The following is a 19,069-nucleotide window of genomic DNA, read 5'->3' as shown; positions in this document are numbered from 1 at the left end:
CACTCTGGTGATCCAAGCGCTCTGGAGATTTCAATGGCAGGCGAGGTTGTTGCGCACGCGGCGGAAGCTGCGCATCACGGCGTGGACCTGATTCCGATCGTGGCGCTGCTGGCGGCCGGAACGATCGCGGTGCCGATCTTCAAGCGGCTCGGCCTGGGCGCCGTGCTAGGTTATCTGGCGGCCGGGCTGTTGCTCGGACCGTCCGGGATCGGACTGATCTCCGATCCGGCCGCGGTGCTTGCGGCCGCCGAACTGGGCGTCGTGCTGTTCCTCTTCATCATCGGTCTCGAAATGGAGCCCTCCAAGCTCTGGGCGCTGCGCAGGCAGATTTTCGGGCTGGGGGTGATCCAGGTGGGTCTGTGCGGGGCCTTGCTGACGGGAACGGGGATCCTGCTGGGGTTCACGCCCGTCGTCGCCTTCGTCTTCGGCATGGGCTTCGTGCTGACCTCGACCGCCATTGTCATGCAGATCCTGGGCGAACGGGGCGAGCTGGCCACCGATGGGGGCCAGAAAATGGTCTCGATCCTCCTGCTCGAGGATCTCGCCATCGTCCCATTGCTGGCTGTCGTGGCGCTATTGGCGCCATCGACGGGGGAAACCGACCTGCTCACGCGGGTGGTCGCGCTGGGAATCGCTGTCGGCGCCATCGTGCTGCTGATCTTTGTGGGGCGAAAGATCATGAACCCTTTCTTTGCGCTGCTGGCGCAGGCACGGGTGCGCGAGGTGATGACGGCCGGCGCGCTGCTGGTGGTGTTGGGGGCGGCGCTGTTGTTCCAGGTGAGCGGGTTGTCCATGGCCATGGGCGCGTTCCTCGCAGGGGTGCTGCTGTCCACCTCGACCTTCAAGCATCAGCTGGAGGCGGACGTCGAGCCGTTCCGAGGCCTGTTGCTGGGACTGTTCTTCCTGGCGGTAGGGATGTCGCTGGACCTGGCCGTCGTCTGGTCGAACTGGCAGATCATTGCCACGAGCGTCGTCTGCTACATGCTGGTGAAGGCCATTGCCATCTATGTCATCGCCCGGGTACTGCGCTCGGGCCATGCCGAAGCGCTGGAGCGCGCCGTGCTGATGGGGCAGGGCGGTGAGTTCGCCTTCGTGCTCTATACGACAGCGGTGGCCACTGGCCTCATCGATGCGCCCACCAATGCCATCTTCACCGCCACGGTCATCCTCTCGATGGTCCTGACGCCGTTCGCCATTATCGGCATGCGGTTCCTGATGCCCAAGACTGTCCAATCCATGGACGGCGTCGAGACGGCCAATGGGCTGTCGTCCAAGGTGCTGATCATAGGCTTCGGACGGTTCGGGCAGATTGCCAGCCAGCCGCTTCTCGCGCTGCGCCATTCGGTCTCGATCATCGACAACGATACCGACATGATCCGAGCCGCCGCCCAGATCGGCTTCAAGGTCTATTATGGCGACGGCACACGGCTCGACATCCTGCGGGCGGCGGGAGCAGGCACCGCAGACCTGATCCTGGTCTGTACCAACAACAAGCAGCAGACGACCCGGATCGTGGAATTGCTGGCCGAGGCGTTTCCGCTGGCCAAGGTGGTGGCGCGGGCCTTCGACCGACCGCATGGTATTGAGCTGGTACGGGCGGGCGCCGACATGCAGGTGCGCGAGACGTTCGAATCGGCGTTGGTCTTCGGTAGCGCCGCCGTCACGATGCTGGGCGCAACCCAGGAGGAGGCCGACGAGGTCATCGAGGGCGTGCGCAGTCGGGACCGGCAACGTTTCGAGCGGCAATTGGCGGGTGAGGACTGGCGCAATCTCAGCCAGCTCCTGATCAGCAATGCCCAGGAGCAGGCGCGCGAGAGCGGGGTTTCCATTTCACAGGAGAGCGCGGAACGCGCCGTTAGCCAAACACAAAGCAGCTGAGGGGAAGACTCTCGCGAGGGGGCTTTTCGATGCACAAATTAAGTGCAAGACTATCTCCATTCTGAGGGGAACATCGTCATGAACACTGGATTGCGATATGCCGCAAAAGCCGATCGTCTACGATGCGCCCACGCCCGAGCCCCGTGCGACAAATGTTGAAGCGCTGCAGTCGGAAATTCTTGAACGCCTGATTTATTCAGTCGGCAAGGACCCGATTGTCGCCCGTCCGCACGATTGGCTGCGCGCCACGATTCTCGTGGTTCGGGACCGCATCATGGACCGCTGGATGGAATCCTCCCGCGAGACATGGCGGACGTCCAACAAGCGCGTCTATTATCTAAGCCTTGAATTCCTAATCGGGCGCCTGATGCGCGACGCGATGAGCAATGTGGGGCTGATGGAGCCGGTCCAGCAGGCGCTCAAGAACCTCAATGTGGACCTGGGCGACCTCTTGAACCTCGAGCCCGACGCGGCTTTGGGCAATGGTGGCCTCGGTCGTCTGGCGGCCTGTTTCCTCGAATCCATGTCGTCAGTGAAGATCCCGGCCTATGGCTATGGCATCCGCTATGTGCATGGCCTGTTTCGCCAGGAAATGAGCGAAGGCTGGCAGGTCGAACTGCCCGAGGACTGGCTGGCTCATGGCAATCCCTGGGAATTCGAGCGCCGCGAAAGCGCCTATGAGGTGGGCTTTGGCGGCCATGTCGAGCCGGTGACCGATCCCGACGGGACCGAGCGACAGGAATGGCGGCCGAACGAGCATCTGCTTGCCGTTGCCTATGACACCCCCATCGTGGGCTGGCGCGGCGCGCGGGTGAACACCCTGCGGCTGTGGAGCGCCCAGCCGATCGACCCGATCCTGCTCGACAAGTTCAATTCCGGCGATCATATCGGCGCGCTGGAGGAGAGCGCCAAAGCAGAGGCGATCACCCGCGTCCTCTATCCCGCCGACTCGACGGCGGCAGGACAGGAATTGCGGCTGCGCCAAGAATTCTTCTTTTCCTCGGCGTCCCTTCAGGACATCGTGCGCCGGCACCTGCAGCAATATGGCGATCTCGGCTCACTGCCCGACAAGGTGGCCATCCAGCTCAACGATACCCATCCGGCCATTTCCGTGGCCGAGCTGATGCGCATCCTTGTGGATGACAACGGGCTCAAATGGGCCGAAGCCTGGAAGCTGACCAAGGGCACATTCGGTTATACCAATCACACACTGCTGCCCGAAGCGCTGGAAAGCTGGCCGGTGGCGCTGCTGGAGCGGCTTTTGCCGCGGCACATGCAGATCGTCTACCAGATCAATGCCGATGTGCTGACGGAAGCCCGCGGCAAGGCCGGCTTCAGCGACCAGCAGGTGGCCGCGGTGTCGCTGATCGACGAGCATGGCGGAAGGCGCGTGCGCATGGGCCAGCTGGCCTTTGTTGGCTCGCATTCGATCAATGGCGTTTCCGCGCTCCATACCGAACTGATGAAGCAGACGGTGTTTTCCGATCTGCACAGCCTCTATCCGGACCGCATCAACAACAAGACCAACGGCATTACGCCGCGTCGCTGGCTGATGCAGTGCAATCCGGGCCTCACCAAGCTCATCACCGAACGGATCGGACCGGATTTTCTCGACGATATCGACAAGCTCAAGGGGCTTTTAGCCCATGCCGAAGATCCCGGCTTCCAGCAGCAATTCGCCGCGGTCAAGCTCGAGAACAAGAAGCGCCTGGCCAAGCTGATCAAGGACCGGATGAATATCTCGGTGTCGCCAGACGCCCTGTTCGACGTGCAGATCAAGCGCATCCACGAATACAAGCGGCAATTGCTCAACATCATCCACGCCGTGGCGCTCTATGCCGAAATCCGGGCGCATCCTGAGAAGAACTGGGTGCCCAGGGTCAAGATCTTCGCGGGCAAGGCGGCACCGAGCTATTGGAATGCCAAGCTGATCATCAAGCTGATCAACGATGTGGCGCGGGTGATCAATAACGATCCGGCCACGCGTGGCCTGCTCAAGGTGGTGTTCCTGCCCAATTACAATGTGAGCCTTGCCGAAGTGATCGTGCCGGCGGCCAATCTGTCAGAGCAGATCTCGACCGCCGGCATGGAGGCCTCGGGCACCGGCAACATGAAGTTCATGGCCAATGGGGCAGTGACCATCGGCACCATGGATGGCGCCAATGTCGAGATGCACAAGGAAGTGGGCTCGGACAATATCGTGATCTTCGGCCTCACCACGGAGGAGGTCGAGGAAAAGCGCGGGCGCTCGGAAGTGCCGCGCTCGGCCATCGATGGTTCTCCACGATTGCGCGAAGCGCTGGAATCGATCTCGTCCGGGGTGTTCTCTCCTGACGATCCGCATCGCTATCGCGACTTGATCGGCGGGCTCTACGATCATGACTGGTTCATGGTCGCCCGCGACTTCGACGCCTATGCCGAGGCCCAGGCCAAGGTCGATGCGATCTGGAGCGATCCGGCACGGTGGAACGCCATGGCGATCCGGAATACGGCAAGTGTCGGGTTCTTCTCTTCGGACCGAACGATCCGGCAATATGCGCATGACATCTGGAACGTGAAGACGAGCTGAGGTGACGGATGCGTGTGGTCATAACCTTTTGAACGATAACGAGTCCGTGCGCGTTGTTCGGTCCCGTCGGGTTTTCGGCGGGACAGTGAGTGGGGGAAAGTGGGCGTGACGTCAAACAAGGAAAACTGGCAGGCCGAGCGCAGCGATGTCGAAGCGGTGGTGGCCGGTCGCCATCCCGATGCCTTCGGGTTCCTGGGACTGCATCAGGTGGGCGCGGACTGGGTGCTGCGCGCCTTCGTTCCGCATGCCGAGACGCTCAATGCCTATACGCTGGACGGCATGCCGCTGGGACATATGATTCCCCGGCATGCGGCGGGGTTTTTCGAAGCCAGGGTTGAGGTCGATCGCCGGCAACCCATCCGCTACGAGGCCAAGAATGCTGGCGGCACCTGGACGCTTTATGACGCCTATTCCTTCGGCCCGGTGCTGGGACCGATGGACGATTATTATATCGGCGAAGGCAGCCATCTGCGTCTCTTCGACAAGATGGGCGCCCACGAAATGGAATTCGAGGGTGTGCACGGCACCCATTTCGCCGTCTGGGCGCCCAATGCGCAGCGCGTATCGGTGGTCGGCCCCTGGAACGACTGGGACGGGCGGCGCAATCCCATGCGCAACCGGCAGGGCATCTGGGAGGTGTTCATTCCGGTGCTGGGCACGGGGACGATCTATAAGTACGAGATCGTGGCGGCCAATGGCGACGTCCTGCCGCTCAAGGCCGATCCCTATGCGCGCCAAGCCGAGGTGCGGCCGCGCAATGCGTCCGTGGTGCCCGATCCTACGCCCTTCACGTGGACCGACCAGAAATACATGGAAGAGCGGGCGAACCACGACTGGCGCCGCACGCCGATGTCCATCTACGAGGTCCATCTGGGCTCGTGGCGGCGGCGGCCGGACGGGAGCTTTCTGTCCTATGACCAATTGGCCGAGCAATTGGTGCCCTATGCGGCGGACATGGGCTATACCCATCTCGAATTCCTGCCCGTTTCAGAGCATCCCTTCGATCCGAGCTGGGGCTACCAGCCGACGGGGCTTTTTGCGCCCACGTCCCGCTTCGGCGATCCGGCCGGCTTCGCGCGGCTGGTCAATGCGGCGCACGAGGCGGGCCTCGGCGTCATTCTCGACTGGGTGCCGGCGCATTTTCCCACCGACGAGTTCGGACTGGCCCGGTTCGACGGCACTGCCCTCTATGAGCACGAAGACCCCCGGCAGGGTTATCATCCGGACTGGAACACGGCGATCTACAATTTCGGGCGCAAGGAAGTCTCCTCGTTCCTGACCAATAATGCGCTGTTCTGGTTCGAGACGTTTCATATCGACGGGCTGCGGGTGGATGCCGTGGCCTCCATGCTCTACCTCGACTATTCCCGCCAGCCCGGCGAATGGGTGCCGAACAAGCATGGCGGCAACCAGAACCTGGAAGCAGTCGCCTTCCTGCAGCGGGTGAATGCGGAGGTCTACAAGCAGTTTCCCGGCGCCTTCATGATCGCCGAGGAATCGACGTCCTGGCCCGGCGTCAGCGCGCCCACCTTTGCGGGCGGGCTGGGCTTCGGGTTCAAGTGGAATATGGGCTTCATGAACGACACGCTGCGATTCATGAGCCGCAACCCGATCCATCGCCGCTTCCATCACCATGACCTGACCTTCGGCATGGTCTATGCCTATAGCGAGAATTTCGTGCTGCCGCTCAGCCACGACGAAGTGGTGCATGGCAAGGGATCGCTGCTGACCAAAATGCCGGGCGACGATTGGCAGCAATTTGCCAATCTGCGCGCCTATCTCGCCTTCATGTGGGGTTATCCAGGCAAGAAGCTTCTGTTCATGGGACAGGAATTCGGCCAGCGAGACGAATGGTCCGAAAACAAGGCGCTGGACTGGTGGCTGCTCGACGCCCCGGCGCATGAAGGGCTGCGGCGGCTGGTTGCCGACCTCAACGCGGCCTATCGCAGCCTGCCAGCCCTACATGAACGCGATTGCGAGCCGGAAGGCTTTGAATGGGTGATCGCCAATGACCATGCCAATTCGGTTTTGGCCTGGCTGCGTCAGGCGCCCGGCGCTGATCCGGTGCTGGTGATCTCAAATTTCACGCCGGTGCCGCGCAGTAATTACAAGGTGCCGCTGCCGAAGGTGGGGCGCTGGGTCGAGCGGCTCAACAGCGATGCCGGCTGGTATGCCGGCGCCAATACGGGAAACCAGGGTGCGATCGAGGCCTATCCGGTCGAAGGGCGCCATCTGCCGGCCGAGGCGGAGCTCTATCTTCCGCCGCTGGCAACCATCTTTTTGAAATTCGAGCCGGCGTGAGCCGGGTTCTGGTTACGGTAAGACCCGGCGCAAACCGGGCAAAGAGGAGAGCGTAAAATGGTAGATCAAAGAGTTCCGTCCTCGCTGGCTCGTGAGGCCATGGCCTATGTCCTGGCGGGTGGCCGCGGGACACGGCTGATGGAATTGACGGATCGACGCGCCAAGCCGGCCGTCTATTTCGGTGGCAAGGCGCGTATTATCGACTTCGCGCTGTCCAATGCCATCAATTCGGGTATCCGCCGCATTTCGGTGGCAACGCAATACCAGGCCCATAGCCTCATCCGCCACCTGTCGCGCGGCTGGAACTTTCTCCGCCAGGAGCGCAACGAGAGCTTCGACGTGCTTCCTGCCAGCCAGCGCGTGTCCGAGACGCAGTGGTATGAGGGCACTGCGGACGCCGTCTACCAGAACATGGACATCATCGAGGATTACGGTGCGCGCTATATCGTCATCCTGGCGGGCGACCACATCTACAAGATGGACTACGAAATCATGCTGCGCCAGCATGTGGATACCGGCGCCGACGTGACCATCGGCTGTCTCGAAGTGCCACGCATGGAAGCGACGGGCTTCGGCGTCATGCACGTGGACGGTCGGGATCGCGTCGTCGATTTCGTGGAAAAGCCGAAGGATCCGCCGGGCATACCGGATCGCCCGGACATGGCGCTGGCTTCGATGGGCATCTATATCTTCGAGACCCGCTTCCTCATGGAGCAGCTCAAGCGCGACGCGGCGACCGAAGGGTCGAGCCGCGATTTCGGCAAGGATATCATTCCCTATATCGTCAAGAACGGCACGGCCTGGGCGCACCGCTTCAACCGCTCCTGCGTGCGGTCGAGCAACGAGAAGGTGGCCTATTGGCGGGACGTGGGCACCGTCGACGCCTATTGGAAAGCCAATATCGACCTGACCGATATTACGCCTCAGCTCGATCTCTACGATCGCGACTGGCCGATCTGGACTTATGCGGAAATTACCCCGCCGGCGAAATTCGTGCATGATTTCGACGGCCGGCGCGGCTCTGCGGTCAATTCGCTGGTTTCGGGAGATTGCATCATTTCAGGCGGTCACCTCCAGCGTACATTGCTCTCGACCGGCAGCCGCGTGCACTCCTATTCGGTGCTCGAGGAGGCCGTGGTGCTGCCCTATTGCGATATCGGCCGCAATGCCCGCCTCAAGAAGGTGGTGATCGATCGCGGCGTCAGCATCCCAGAGGGTCTGGTGGTGGGCGAAGACCCGGAATTCGATGCCAAGTGGTTCCGCCGGACCGAAGAGGGCGTGACGCTGGTTACCCAGGCGATGGTCAACAGGTACCTGGCGGATCGATGATCGAAGTTCTTTCGGTTAGCTCGGAGGTCTATCCTCTCATCAAGACCGGTGGACTGGCCGATGTGGCCGGTGCACTCCCCGGCGCGCTGTCGGGAACCGGGGTGAGCATGCGCACCCTCGTGCCGGGCTATCCGGCGGTGATGGGCAAGATGAAGGGCGGCCGGGAAGTCGCCCGCTTCGAGGACCTGTTCGGCGTGCCGGGACGGCTGATTGCCGGGCGGGCCGAAGGGCTCGATCTCATCGTGCTTGATGCTCCGGCGCTCTACGACCGGCCCGGCAACCCCTATATGAGCCCGGAAGGCTGGGACTGGCCGGACAATTGGAGACGCTTCGCCGCCCTGAGCTGGGTGGCATCGGAGCTCGGTCTCGGGCTGGTGGACGGCTATCGTCCGCAGGTTATCCATGCCCATGACTGGCAGGCGGGGCTGGTCCCGGCCTATGTCAAATATGGCCCTTCATCGACGCTCAAGACGGTCATGACCGTGCACAACATGGCTTTCCAAGGCACGTTCGGCGCGGACATCTTCGCGCAATTGCGTCTGCCGCAGCACGCCTTTTCGGTGGAAGGCGTGGAATATTACGGCGGCGTCGGCTATCTCAAGGCAGGCGTCGAATGTGCGGACGCGGTGACCACGGTGTCGCCCACCTATGCCGCCGAAATCCGTACACCCGAATTTGGCATGGGGCTGGACGGCCTTCTCAACAATCGCTCGGCCACCGTGTTCGGGGTGCTCAACGGCATCGACATGGATGCCTGGAATCCCGCGACCGACCCGGCCTTGGCGCAGACCTTTACCGCCAGCACGATCCAGAGCCGACAGGCCAACAAATGGGCGGTGATGGAAGCCTTCGGGCTCGACGTGCTGGACGGGCCGCTCTTTGCCGTCGTCAGCCGGCTGACCTGGCAGAAGGGCATCGATCTGCTGGCAGCCAATATCGACCTCATCGTCAATGAAGGCGGCCAATTGGCGGTGCTCGGATCGGGCGATGCCGAGCTCGAAAATACGATCCGTGCCGCTGCAATGCGTCACCCCGGCCGTGTTGGGCTGATCACCGGTTATAACGAGCCGCTCAGCCATCTGGTGCAGGGTGGCGCGGATGTGCTGATGGTGCCGTCGCGCTTCGAGCCATGCGGGCTGACCCAGCTTTACGCCCTGCGCTATGGCTGTGTGCCATTGGTCAGCCGGGTGGGTGGCCTCAACGATACCGTCATCGACAGCAATGTGGCGGCGCTTCAGGCGGAAGTGTCGACGGGCGTGCAATTCGCCCCGCCTGACGAAGGGGCGCTGGCCACGGCGATCCGTCGCACGCTGGCACTTTATGCCGACCAAAAATCCTGGAAAAAAATGCAGAGGCGCGGGATGAAATCGGATGTCAGCTGGGCGACCAGCGCGGCCCGATATGCCCAGCTCTACAGCTCCCTCAGCGGAATGAGCCTTCATGACAATCCTGACAGTTAAAACCACGCCCTATTCCGACCAGAAGCCGGGGACCTCCGGCCTGCGCAAGCGCGTTACGGTCTATCAGCAGCCCAATTACGTCGAGAATTATATCCAGGCCATCTTCGATAGCCTGGAAGGCTTTGGCGGGCAGACACTGGTGATCGGCGGGGACGGGCGGTACTACAACGACGTCGCCATTCAAAAGGCCATCCGCATCGCCGCGGCCAATGGTTTTGGGCGCGTGCTTGTGGGGCAGGGCGGATTGCTGTCGACGCCCGCTGCCAGCCATGTGATCCGCCACAACAAGGCGTTCGGCGGGCTGGTGCTGTCAGCCAGCCACAATCCGGGCGGACCGGAAGGCGATTTCGGCATCAAGTACAATATCGGCAATGGCGGGCCGGCGCCCGAGAAGATTACCGATGCGGTGTTTGCGCGGACCAGGGTCATCGAGAGCTACAAGACGCTCGATGCGCCCGATATCGATCTCAACGCCATCGGCCAGCAGCAGGTTGGTGGGATGGTGGTCGAGGTGATCGATCCGGTCGCCGATTATGCCGCGCTGATGCAGACCCTGTTCGATTTCGAGGCGATTTCCGCGCTGTTCCGCACGGGCTTCCGCATGACGTTCGACGCCATGCATGCCGTGACCGGGCCTTATGCCCACGCCATTCTGGAAGGTATGTTGGGCGCGCCCAAAGGCACGGTGATCAATGGCGAGCCCTCGCCATCGTTTAATGACGGCCATCCTGATCCGAACCTGGTCTATTGCAAGGACATGTATGACCTTCTGATGACCGCGGATGGCCCCGATTTCGGCGCGGCTTCGGATGGCGACGGCGACCGCAACCTGATCATCGGCAAGAACCGCTTCGTCACCCCTTCGGATTCGCTGGCATTGCTGGCGGCCAATGCCCATCTGGCGCCGGGCTATAGGGATGGTATTGCCGGCATCGCCCGTTCGATGCCGACGAGTGCCGCTGCCGACCGGGTCGCGGAAAAACTCGGCATCGAAATGCACGAGACGCCCACTGGCTGGAAGTTCTTCGGCAATCTGCTCGATGCCGGTCGCGTCACCATCTGCGGTGAGGAAAGTGCCGGCACCGGGTCCAACCACGTGCGCGAGAAGGATGGGCTCTGGGCTGTGCTGTTGTGGCTCAACATTCTGGCCGTGCGCAAGCAGGGCGTGGACGAAATCGTGCGCGAGCACTGGAAGACTTATGGCCGCAATTATTATACGCGGCACGATTATGAAGAGGTCGACAGCGCAATCGCCAATAGTCTGGTCGACGACCTGCGCGCCAAGCTTGGTTATTTACCCGGCCAGACGCTGGGCGAGGATATGCAGGTCGCCTATGCCGACGACTTTACCTATCACGACCCTGTCGATGGCTCGACCAGCGCAAAGCAGGGCATCCGGATAGGCTTTACGGATGGATCGAGAATAGTCCTTCGCCTGTCAGGAACCGGGACGGTAGGCGCCACGTTGCGGGTCTATCTCGAACGTTACGAGGCTGCCGATGGACGCCACGATCTCGACACCCAGTTTGCCCTCGAACCGCTTATCGCGATTGCAGAGCAGCTGGCAGGGATCAAGGCCAGAACCGGACGCCTCGAACCCAGCGTCATCACCTAGATCGGCTCTATCCATGAAACCAGAATTGGTGCCCAATGCCGGGCGTACCGAAACGCTTGGCGCGACGGTGACCCCTGAGGGGGTGAATTTCGCAGTCTATTCCGAAAGTGCCACCAATATCTGGGTGTGCCTTTTCGACGAAGCCGACCAGGAAATCGATCGGTTCGAACTGGATGTGCACCAAGATCACATCCGGGCGGGCCTAATCGCCAATGTCGGCGCCGGCGCGCGCTATGGCCTGCGCGCCGATGGTCCCTATGATCCGGACCAGGGCTTCTTCTTCGACCCGAACAAGCTTCTGGTCGACCCTTATGCGCGTCATCTGGACCGCGTGTTCGTGCGGTCGCCGCGCCTGCGCCTCGCCCGCGAGGATGCGGTGGACACCGCGCCTCTCGTTCCCAAGGGGATCGTGCGGGGGGTCGCCGAAGACCTGGCCAAGCCGCGAAAGAAGAAGGCGCCGGGCCTGTTCTACGAGCTCAACGTGCGCGGTTTTACCATGCGCCATCCGAGCGTACAGGGGCCGTTGCGCGGTACCGTTGCCGCTCTCACCACAAAGCGCGTGATCGATCACTTCAAGTATCTCGGCGTCGACACCGTCCAACTGATGCCGACTGCGGCCTGGATCGACGAAGGTCATCTGCCGGCTCTCGGACTGACCAATGCCTGGGGTTACAATCCGGTCGCCTATTTCGCCGTCGATCCGCGCCTCGTGCCGCGCGGGCCGCAGGAATTGCGGGTAATGACCGACGCCTATCGCAAGGCCGGTATCAACGTCATCCTCGACGTGGTGTACAACCATACCGGCGAGGGCGACCAGCAGGGCCCAATCCTGTCGATGATGGGACTCGATCCGCAGACCTATTATCGCTGGGTCGACGTCGACGGAAAGAAGTATCTCGTCAACGACACAGGCACCGGCAACACGCTGCGCTGCGACCACCCCGCCGTCCAGCGGCTGGTGATCGAAAGCCTGCGCTATTATGTCGAGGAACTGGGCGTTGCCGGGTTCCGGTTCGACCTGGCGACCATCCTCGGACGTGAGCCGGCTTTTAATCCGGAAGCCGAGATGCTCAAGAAGATCAAGGCAGATCCGGTACTGAGCAAGGTGATCCTTGTAGCCGAACCGTGGGATCCGGGCCCGGGCGGCTATGCCGTGGGCAAGTTCGGTGAAGAGTTCCAGGAGCACAACGACACCTATCGCGATGAAGTGCGCGCCTTCTGGAAGGGCGAGGGCAGCAAGATCGGGGCGCTGGCGGGCAAGGTGTCCGGCTCGGCGGAATTGTTCGATTTTGCGGGCCGCAAGCCGAGCCACGGCGTCAATATGCTGGCGGTTCACGACGGTTTCACGCTGCGAGACCTTGTGAGCTACAACGACAAGCACAACGACGCCAATGGCGAGAACAACAAGGACGGGCACAACAATAACCAGTCCTGGAATTGCGGCGTCGAAGGTGAAACGGATGACGAGGGCATCAATGCCGCGCGCAAACGCGACGTCCGGGCGATGCTGGCGACGCTGTTCCTCTCGCGCGGGACACCCCTGATCCAGCAGGGCGACGAGCTGTATCGGACCCAGCAAGGCAACAACAACGCCTATGCCCAGGACAATGAAATCACCTGGGTCGATTGGGACAATGCCGATGGCGCCCTGGTCGATTTCGTCGCTGCGGCCAACGCCTTCCGCAAGGCGCATCCGGCGATCCACCACGACCACTGGCTGAGCGGCCAGGATCGCAATGGCGAGCGAGACGTGATCTGGCTGCATCCCGACGGCCGCGAAATGAATGAGGGCGACTGGAACGATGCCGGCGCCTCGGTGCTGGGCATGCAGGTCTGGCACAAGGAGGACGAGGTCATCGTCTGGTTCAACCGCCGGATCGAACCCGTGGTCGCGCGTCTGCCCGAGGGCGATTGGGTTGTCGGCATCCAGTCCGATGATGGTCTCGAGGTGCCGCTGACCGAAGGGACGGCAACGCTGCCGCCGCGTTCTGTCGTGGCCCTGGTTCGGCCCAAGGCCGAATAGCACGACGCTTGATTGAGGATGAGCCCGTTCGATGCCTCGGCGTCGAGCGGGCTCATTTTTTTGCGGACAGGCCCCTTAGTGCCAAAAATGCCATGTCGGCATAATCAACAATGGGGCGTGTGCCGCCATCGCTGCGCCATGCGTCGAGCGAAAGGCGCGTCACACCGATGGCAAAGAGCGCGGCGAGGCGTAACTGCATGTCGTCCTCCATCGGCCAACGGCTGCGTAGCGCCTCGAGAACGATTTTTTCGTCGCGGATATAATTGGCCTGCTTGCGGGCCTGTACGCTTTCGATCGACATCATCATGGCGTCGATCGCCCGCATCTGCTCAAGCGAATAGGACGCGGCAATGCCGCGCATGGCGGCAAAGAGCGTATCAAGTGGCGAGGCTCCGTCGGGTTGATCAGACAATGCACTGACCAATTGCTCGCCGAGACCGGCCTGCTGGGACAGCAGAATGTCGTCCTTGGACCTGAAATAATGAAAGAAGCTGCGCCGCGAAATCCCCGCCGCGGCCGCTATTGCGTCGAGCGTGGTTGCCTCAAAGCCCTGCTCGGCGAAGAGCGCCATGGCGCTTTGCGTGATGCGCCGCGCGGTTTCCTGTCGCTTTGCTTCGCGGATGCCCATGCCGGTTTCTAGCGCGGAACGAAGGCTCTTGCAATTCTGCACTGAGTGCAATATTTAAAAACATGCACTGAGTGCAGAAATATGGAGCAGGGTGATGGGTAAGTGGACTTTGGCGCATATGCCGTCGCAGCAGGGCAAGCTCGCGGTGGTCACAGGGACAGGTGGGCTCGGTTACGAGGACGCGCTGGCGCTCGCGCGGAGCGGCGCGGACGTCATCCTGGCGGGACGCAGTGCGCAGAAGGGACAGGCAGCGATCGCCCAGATCAAGGCCGCCGTTCCAGCAGCCAAAGTACAGTTCGAGAAGCTGGATCTGGCCAGCCTCGCCTCGATCCGTGCGTTCAGCGAGCGTCTCGGCGCCCAGCACGACAGGCTCGACCTTCTGATCAACAATGCCGGCGTGATGGTGCCGCCGGACCGGCAGGTGACCGAAGACGGGTTCGAATTGCAGATGGGCACCAATTATCTGGGCCATTTCGCCCTGACCGGCGGGCTTATGCCCCTTCTGCGCCAAAGCCCGTCCGCGCGTGTCGTCAGCCTGTCCAGCGTTGCGGCGCGAGCCGGGCAGATCCATTTCGACGATCTGCAGTTCCAGTCCAATTATGTGCCGATGACGGCCTATGGACAGTCAAAGATCGCCTGCCTGATGTTCGGGCTGGAATTGCAGCGCCGCAGCGAGGCCTATGGCTGGGGTGTCACCAGCATCGCCGCGCATCCCGGCGTTTCGCGCACGGACCTGCTGCACAATGCACCGGGCAAGACCAGCGTGCAGGGGTTGGCCCGAACGTATCTGTGGTTCCTGTTCCAGCCAGCGGCGCAGGGCGCATTGCCGACGCTCTACGCTGCGACGGCGCCCGATGCGCGGGGCGGGGCATATTACGGCCCTGACGGACTGGCCGAAACACGTGGATATCCGGCAGAAGCCAAAATTCCCCCGCAGGCTCTCGACAATGACGTGGCGCGTCGGCTCTGGGATCGGTCGATGGAGCTGACGGGCCAGGCGTTTTCCTAGGCCCTTATTCGGGGATTTCTGCCATGCCCAAGCGTGCATAGAGAGAGCGAGCGACGTGATTGTCCCTGGCTACCTTGAGATCGACATGGCTGGCACCGCGTCGGGCAAAAATTGTGAAGGCCTCGTTCATCAGCGCCAGGCCAAGGCCCTGTCCGCGAAAGGGCGGGGCCACGACAAGATCCTTGATGAAGGCGCTGGTCCAGCACTGGACAAAGCCGGCTATCACGCCATCTTCGGCGCGGACGACGATGCAAAGCGCGGGGTCATATTCGCTGTCGGTGACGAGGCTTTCATGCCAGATGTCAAAGGGCGCAACGTCGAAAGCTGCCGAGAGAATGGCGTGCACGGCACGCGGATCTGCGGCGTCGAGACGAACCGGGCGTACCCTGTCAGGCCAGGATGGCACCGAGAGGGGCATGTCGAGCGACTTGCGCAGCCGGGCATAGGGCCTGGCTTCGGCCAGTGTCATTCGGCCGCCTGGGCGACGAAGCCCCCGTGCTTTTCGATGAAGCCGACGATCTGGTCGAGACTTTCGCGGCGCAGCAGATCCGTGAACACGTAGGGCCGACCGTCACGCACCTTCTGCGTGTCGCTTTCCATGATCTCGAGGCTCGCGCCGACATAGGGGGCCAGATCGGTATGGGTGATGACGAGCAGATCGGACCTGGAAATGGCCGGGCCGCCCTTGCGAGGGACCTTCTCGCCCTGCGCGACGGAGATTACATAAATGGTGAGATCCGCCAGGTCCGGCGAGAAGGTGGCGGCCAGATTGTCGCCGCCGCTTTCGATGAGAATGATGTCGAGATCGGGGAACTTGCGGTTGAGATCGTCTATGGCAGCGAGGTTGAGGGAGGCATCCTCACGGATCGCGGTATGGGGGCAGCCGCCGGTCTCCACACCCACGATCCTGTCCTCCGAAATGGCCTGGGCCCTGGAGAGGATGAGCGCATCCTCCTGGGTGTAGATGTCATTGGTGACGACGGCCATCGAGTAGCGATCGCGCATCGTCTTGAGCAGCATTTCGCAGAGCGTCGTCTTGCCCGAGCCGACGGGCCCGCCGATGCCGATGCGCAGTGGACCATTGAGGCTCTTGGACATGATCGAACTTCCCGGGTTCAGGAGAGGCGGATGACGACCAAGGCAATATAGCCCAGGCCGAGCAGGAGACAGAGCGGAGAATAGACGCGCCGGTCGTTGAGGCGGAAATTGGGTTCGGGCGTCTGGGCGGCCCACCAGCCGGTATAGCCGACAAGGCCGCGGGCGAGAAACAGCAGGGCAAGGCCGCAACCGGTGATGGTCAGCCAGGCGCCGCCACTATCGTGATCAGCGAGCGCCAGCGCCAGAATGCCGGCTGCAAGGGTGGCAATGGCCACGCCGAGCGAAGCCCAGCGCGGCGGCATGTGTTGAACTCCAGCAGTGCCGACCACCGTCTGGGCCAGAAGTTTCTCATCGCGGATGGGCCAGGTTCGCCCCAGCGCCCAGAGAAAATGCGCCATCGATACGGCAAAGAGCCCAATGAACATGAAGGACGCGATGAACATGTTCATGAGCGGAAAATCCTTGTCGTCAGCATTTCGTGCTTCATTTGCGCAATATCGGCGCCATACGCCACGGTTCCGATATCGTCCAGTGCGGCATGCTGGCACAGATCAGCGGCGGCCGCGATGGCCGGCTCCAGGCTCGCCATGATCGAGAGCCCGTCAGTCTGTCCGATGGGGATAAGGCGTACAGCCACCGACACCTGGCTGTGCACCGTCGCCGTCAGAAAAGCGATCAGGCTCTGCCGCAGATCGATATCATGGGCGCCGGTCGATGCGCCTACGGCAATCGGGTAGGGGCAGGGCTGCGGCAGCGAGAGTGGCCGTGCCGTGGGCCATGCCGCGCTGGCCAAAACGAAGGCGTTTCCGGTGGTGATCGTTTCGGCGTGTCGTTCGCGCGCCGGCGTCAGTGCCAGACATAGATCTGCCAACGCCATCAGGGTTGCAGGTTCCATGTAGCTCTTATGGGCGTGGGCCAGCAGAATGGCATCAGTGCGCAACCCGCCATGGTTCAGGGTTCCGGCAATCCAGTCCTGAGTTGTGTTCCGATCGGTAACCAGACCTTCGACAATTGCGGTTTCGAGACCGGCCGACCAGGCAAAGGCGCCCACCGGGAAGGCAGGCGATAGCCAGGTCAGCAGTTTCTGCAGATCGGCGCTCACCGCCGGTTGAGGAGGGCATGGCCCTCCTCGGCATGGCCATGGGCGTGATAGGCGCCATGTTCGGCAAAGAAGGGTTCTGTCACGTTGGAGACGGTGGCACCAAGGCCCTCCAGCATGGTCTTGAGCACGTGATCGCGCTTGATGAGGATGCGCGTCGGCTCGAGCTGCGCCGGGGTGTGGCGGTTGCCGATATGCCAGGCCAGCCGCAGAAGATGGCCACCGTCGCGGGCCGCGATTTCGTAGAGCAGTTCTTCGGCAGCGACCACTGCAACGTTGCGGCCATCGTCCAGCGCGAGACGGTCCCATGGCGAAAGGGTCATGGTCTGCGGCAGGTCGATCAGAAGATCGAGGCCGCCTTTGGTTCGCAGCATCTTGCGGCGCAGCCGTCGCTCGTCATGCTCGAGCACAACGCTGTCGAATTCGGGCTCGGATATGGTTCCGGCAGGCCGGATGGCAGTGACGCGCAGCATGTCTGGGCAGGGTCTCGTCGGTTTTACGGTGTGTTGCTGACTTCAGTGCAGGTCGCCAGTGGCTCGGCATCTTCATCCTGCATCAGGTCGCGCAGGGTGCCTTCACCCTGATGGCTCCACCATTCATAAGGCCCGGACACGTAGCGGGCGCCGGAAGCCGAAATGGTCGTGGCGAAGACGTGGTTGACGCCATCGACCGGAACGATTGCGAGGAAGTTCGGCGCGGCGTTGACGTATTGCACGCTCAGCGCCTGCTCGTCCTCGCACTGATAGGTCACGATGCGGCGCTCAATGTCGCCGGCACTTTCGAGAGTGAGGGACAGGGAGGCGCCGGTAGTCGCCTGGGCGTGCGACAAGCCCGTGGTGATCAGCAAAGCGGCGGCGGCGAGCGGCAAGGCATGGAAATGGCGCATCGGACTGGTCCTTTCTCGGTCTTGCCTCATTATTTCCCGGCCGGACGGCAGAAGTGAGACAATCATCGATCGCGGGCGAGGATGTAGAGCGCGCCTTTTATGGGGCGGTTGTCTTCAAGGCGAATGTCATGATCCTGCCGCCGCAAGACGATCAGGTCGTGCGTTTTTGCAAGCCGCTCAATATAAGCCGCGGAGTGAGCGAAACGGCCGCTGGCTCGGATTTCGACATCGTCCCTATCAGCTGTTTCGATGGAGAAAGCGAATAGTCCTTCGGGAGCGAGCCGGGCCACAATGGCGGCAAACAAGGTTTCGATGGCGCCGACATAGATGAAGACATCGGCTGCGACAGCGGTGTCGTAAGGGCCGGCAAAGTCGGCCTCGGTCGCCAAAGTGCGCGCTGCTTCGCCGACGGCAAGATTGCGATAGAACCCTGTCTCCCGAGTCTTTTCGACCATGCGCGGCGCAAGGTCGATGCCGTCGATGGCGCTGGCGGAAGCGCCGAGCGCCGCACCGACAAGGCCGGTGCCGCAGCCGATATCCAGGGCCGCGCCAAGGGGGCGCCCGGTTTCGCGGAGCAGATCTGCCAACGCCTGTGGCACACGATACTGCAGCTTGCCGGTCAGATGCGCTTCGAAATGGCCGGCATATTTGTCGAAGAGATCGGCGACATAGGCATCGTTGGTGGTGCCGGGCTGAGACAGGGCGCCAACCATGTGCGCAGTGAAATGGTCATCGGGCAAAGTCTTCCGAGCGCGTCGGAAGCTCTTGAGCGCGCCGTCCCGATCACCCAGCTGCAACTGGGCCTGGCCCAATTCGCGCAGCAATTTGCCGTTAGCGGCGTTGAGCGCCAGCCCTTTGAGGAGAATGTCGCGCGCCTTGACAGTTTCGCCCGCCGCCATCAGCGCCTGACCAAGATCGAGATGGAGGCCTTCAGACCCGGGCTTCAGCGCCAGAGCACGCTCGAAACTGCCAACGGCAATTTCGGGTGCGCTGGTGGTCATCGCCAGCGAGCCCATGAGGCGGTGGGCCTCAGGGAGCTCTGGGGCAATGTTGACCAGTTCGACGCTGGCGCGGACCGCTTCTGCAACCTTCCTGGCCTTGATCAGAGCTTCGCTTTCGGCCAGCAATTCGCGGGCGCGCAGGGCGAGGACCGGATTGGCCGGCATGCCAGCCG

The 19,069-nt window shown here is 62.2% G+C and carries 16 protein-coding genes; 8 read left to right on the top strand and 8 right to left on the bottom strand.

Annotation, left to right across the window (positions count from 1 at the left end):
• Positions 1 to 33: 33 nt before the first annotated feature.
• The 7 genes from VE26_RS09740 to glgX all read left to right on the top strand — a co-directional run bounded on the left by VE26_RS09740 (position 34) and on the right by glgX (position 13,175).
• The gene (locus VE26_RS09740) at positions 34 to 1,878 is read left to right on the top strand and encodes a monovalent cation:proton antiporter-2 (CPA2) family protein (protein ID WP_046104748.1); all 1,845 of its coding nucleotides are present in this window, start codon (positions 34 to 36) and stop codon (positions 1,876 to 1,878) included.
• A gap of 97 nt (positions 1,879 to 1,975) precedes the next feature.
• Positions 1,976 to 4,447, top strand: a complete 2,472-nt coding sequence (locus VE26_RS09735; RefSeq protein WP_046104747.1) for a glycogen/starch/alpha-glucan phosphorylase — start codon at positions 1,976 to 1,978, stop codon at positions 4,445 to 4,447.
• A gap of 105 nt (positions 4,448 to 4,552) precedes the next feature.
• Positions 4,553 to 6,748 carry a 1,4-alpha-glucan branching protein GlgB gene (gene glgB, locus VE26_RS09730; protein WP_152658785.1) on the top strand — a complete coding sequence of 732 codons (2,196 nt, stop codon included), beginning with the start codon at positions 4,553 to 4,555 and terminating at the stop codon, positions 6,746 to 6,748.
• 57 nt (positions 6,749 to 6,805) lie between these two features.
• On the top strand, positions 6,806 to 8,077 hold the full coding sequence (gene glgC, locus VE26_RS09725; protein ID WP_046104745.1) for a glucose-1-phosphate adenylyltransferase: 1,272 nt from the start codon (positions 6,806 to 6,808) through the stop codon (positions 8,075 to 8,077).
• Entirely contained in the window at positions 8,077 to 9,537 is a 1,461-nt protein-coding gene (glgA, locus tag VE26_RS09720) for a glycogen synthase GlgA (RefSeq protein ID WP_046105223.1), read from the top strand. The genes glgC and glgA overlap by 1 nt, the downstream gene beginning before the upstream one ends.
• Positions 9,518 to 11,152, top strand: a complete 1,635-nt coding sequence (locus VE26_RS09715) for an alpha-D-glucose phosphate-specific phosphoglucomutase (protein ID WP_046104744.1) — start codon at positions 9,518 to 9,520, stop codon at positions 11,150 to 11,152. The genes glgA and VE26_RS09715 overlap by 20 nt, the downstream gene beginning before the upstream one ends.
• 13 nt (positions 11,153 to 11,165) lie before the next feature.
• Positions 11,166 to 13,175 (top strand): glycogen debranching protein GlgX, encoded by a 2,010-nt coding sequence (glgX, locus tag VE26_RS09710; protein ID WP_046104743.1) that lies wholly within the window; start codon positions 11,166 to 11,168, stop codon positions 13,173 to 13,175.
• Positions 13,176 to 13,227: 52 nt separating this feature from the next.
• On the opposite strand, the gene VE26_RS09705 is transcribed toward glgX, so the two are convergent.
• Positions 13,228 to 13,803: a TetR/AcrR family transcriptional regulator gene (locus VE26_RS09705; protein WP_046104742.1), complete on the bottom strand. Its 576-nt coding sequence runs from the start codon at positions 13,801 to 13,803 to the stop codon at positions 13,228 to 13,230.
• Positions 13,804 to 13,897: 94 nt separating this feature from the next.
• Between VE26_RS09705 and VE26_RS09700 the strand changes: the two genes are divergently transcribed.
• Positions 13,898 to 14,812 (top strand): oxidoreductase, encoded by a 915-nt coding sequence (locus VE26_RS09700; RefSeq protein WP_046104741.1) that lies wholly within the window; start codon positions 13,898 to 13,900, stop codon positions 14,810 to 14,812.
• A 4-nt stretch (positions 14,813 to 14,816) separates the two neighbouring features.
• On the opposite strand, the gene VE26_RS09695 is transcribed toward VE26_RS09700, so the two are convergent.
• The 7 genes from VE26_RS09695 to VE26_RS09665 form a co-directional block, all read right to left on the bottom strand.
• Positions 14,817 to 15,281: a GNAT family N-acetyltransferase gene (locus tag VE26_RS09695; protein WP_052715794.1), complete on the bottom strand. Its 465-nt coding sequence runs from the start codon at positions 15,279 to 15,281 to the stop codon at positions 14,817 to 14,819.
• Entirely contained in the window at positions 15,278 to 15,910 is a 633-nt protein-coding gene (ureG, locus tag VE26_RS09690; protein ID WP_046104740.1) for an urease accessory protein UreG, read from the bottom strand. Before ureG ends, VE26_RS09695 begins: the two co-directional genes overlap by 4 nt.
• Before the next feature lie 17 nt (positions 15,911 to 15,927).
• Entirely contained in the window at positions 15,928 to 16,359 is a 432-nt protein-coding gene (locus VE26_RS09685; protein WP_084620196.1) for a DUF3995 domain-containing protein, read from the bottom strand.
• Positions 16,356 to 17,012 carry an urease accessory protein UreF gene (locus VE26_RS09680; RefSeq protein WP_046104738.1) on the bottom strand — a complete coding sequence of 219 codons (657 nt, stop codon included), beginning with the start codon at positions 17,010 to 17,012 and terminating at the stop codon, positions 16,356 to 16,358. The genes VE26_RS09685 and VE26_RS09680 overlap by 4 nt, the downstream gene beginning before the upstream one ends.
• Entirely contained in the window at positions 17,009 to 17,482 is a 474-nt protein-coding gene (locus VE26_RS09675) for an urease accessory protein UreE (protein ID WP_046104737.1), read from the bottom strand. The genes VE26_RS09680 and VE26_RS09675 overlap by 4 nt, the downstream gene beginning before the upstream one ends.
• 23 nt (positions 17,483 to 17,505) lie before the next feature.
• Complete coding sequence (locus VE26_RS09670; RefSeq protein WP_046104736.1) at positions 17,506 to 17,895, bottom strand: MliC family protein; 390 nt, start codon at positions 17,893 to 17,895, stop codon at positions 17,506 to 17,508.
• Between the two features lie 62 nt (positions 17,896 to 17,957).
• Positions 17,958 to 19,061 (bottom strand): methyltransferase, encoded by a 1,104-nt coding sequence (locus VE26_RS09665; protein WP_160297826.1) that lies wholly within the window; start codon positions 19,059 to 19,061, stop codon positions 17,958 to 17,960.
• Positions 19,062 to 19,069: the final 8 nt, after the last annotated feature.

Source organism: Devosia chinhatensis (genome assembly GCF_000969445.1).
Lineage (GTDB): Bacteria > Pseudomonadota > Alphaproteobacteria > Rhizobiales > Devosiaceae > Devosia > Devosia chinhatensis.
Note: the sequence above shows the minus strand (reverse complement) of the source record. Positions and strands in the feature narration are given on the sequence as shown.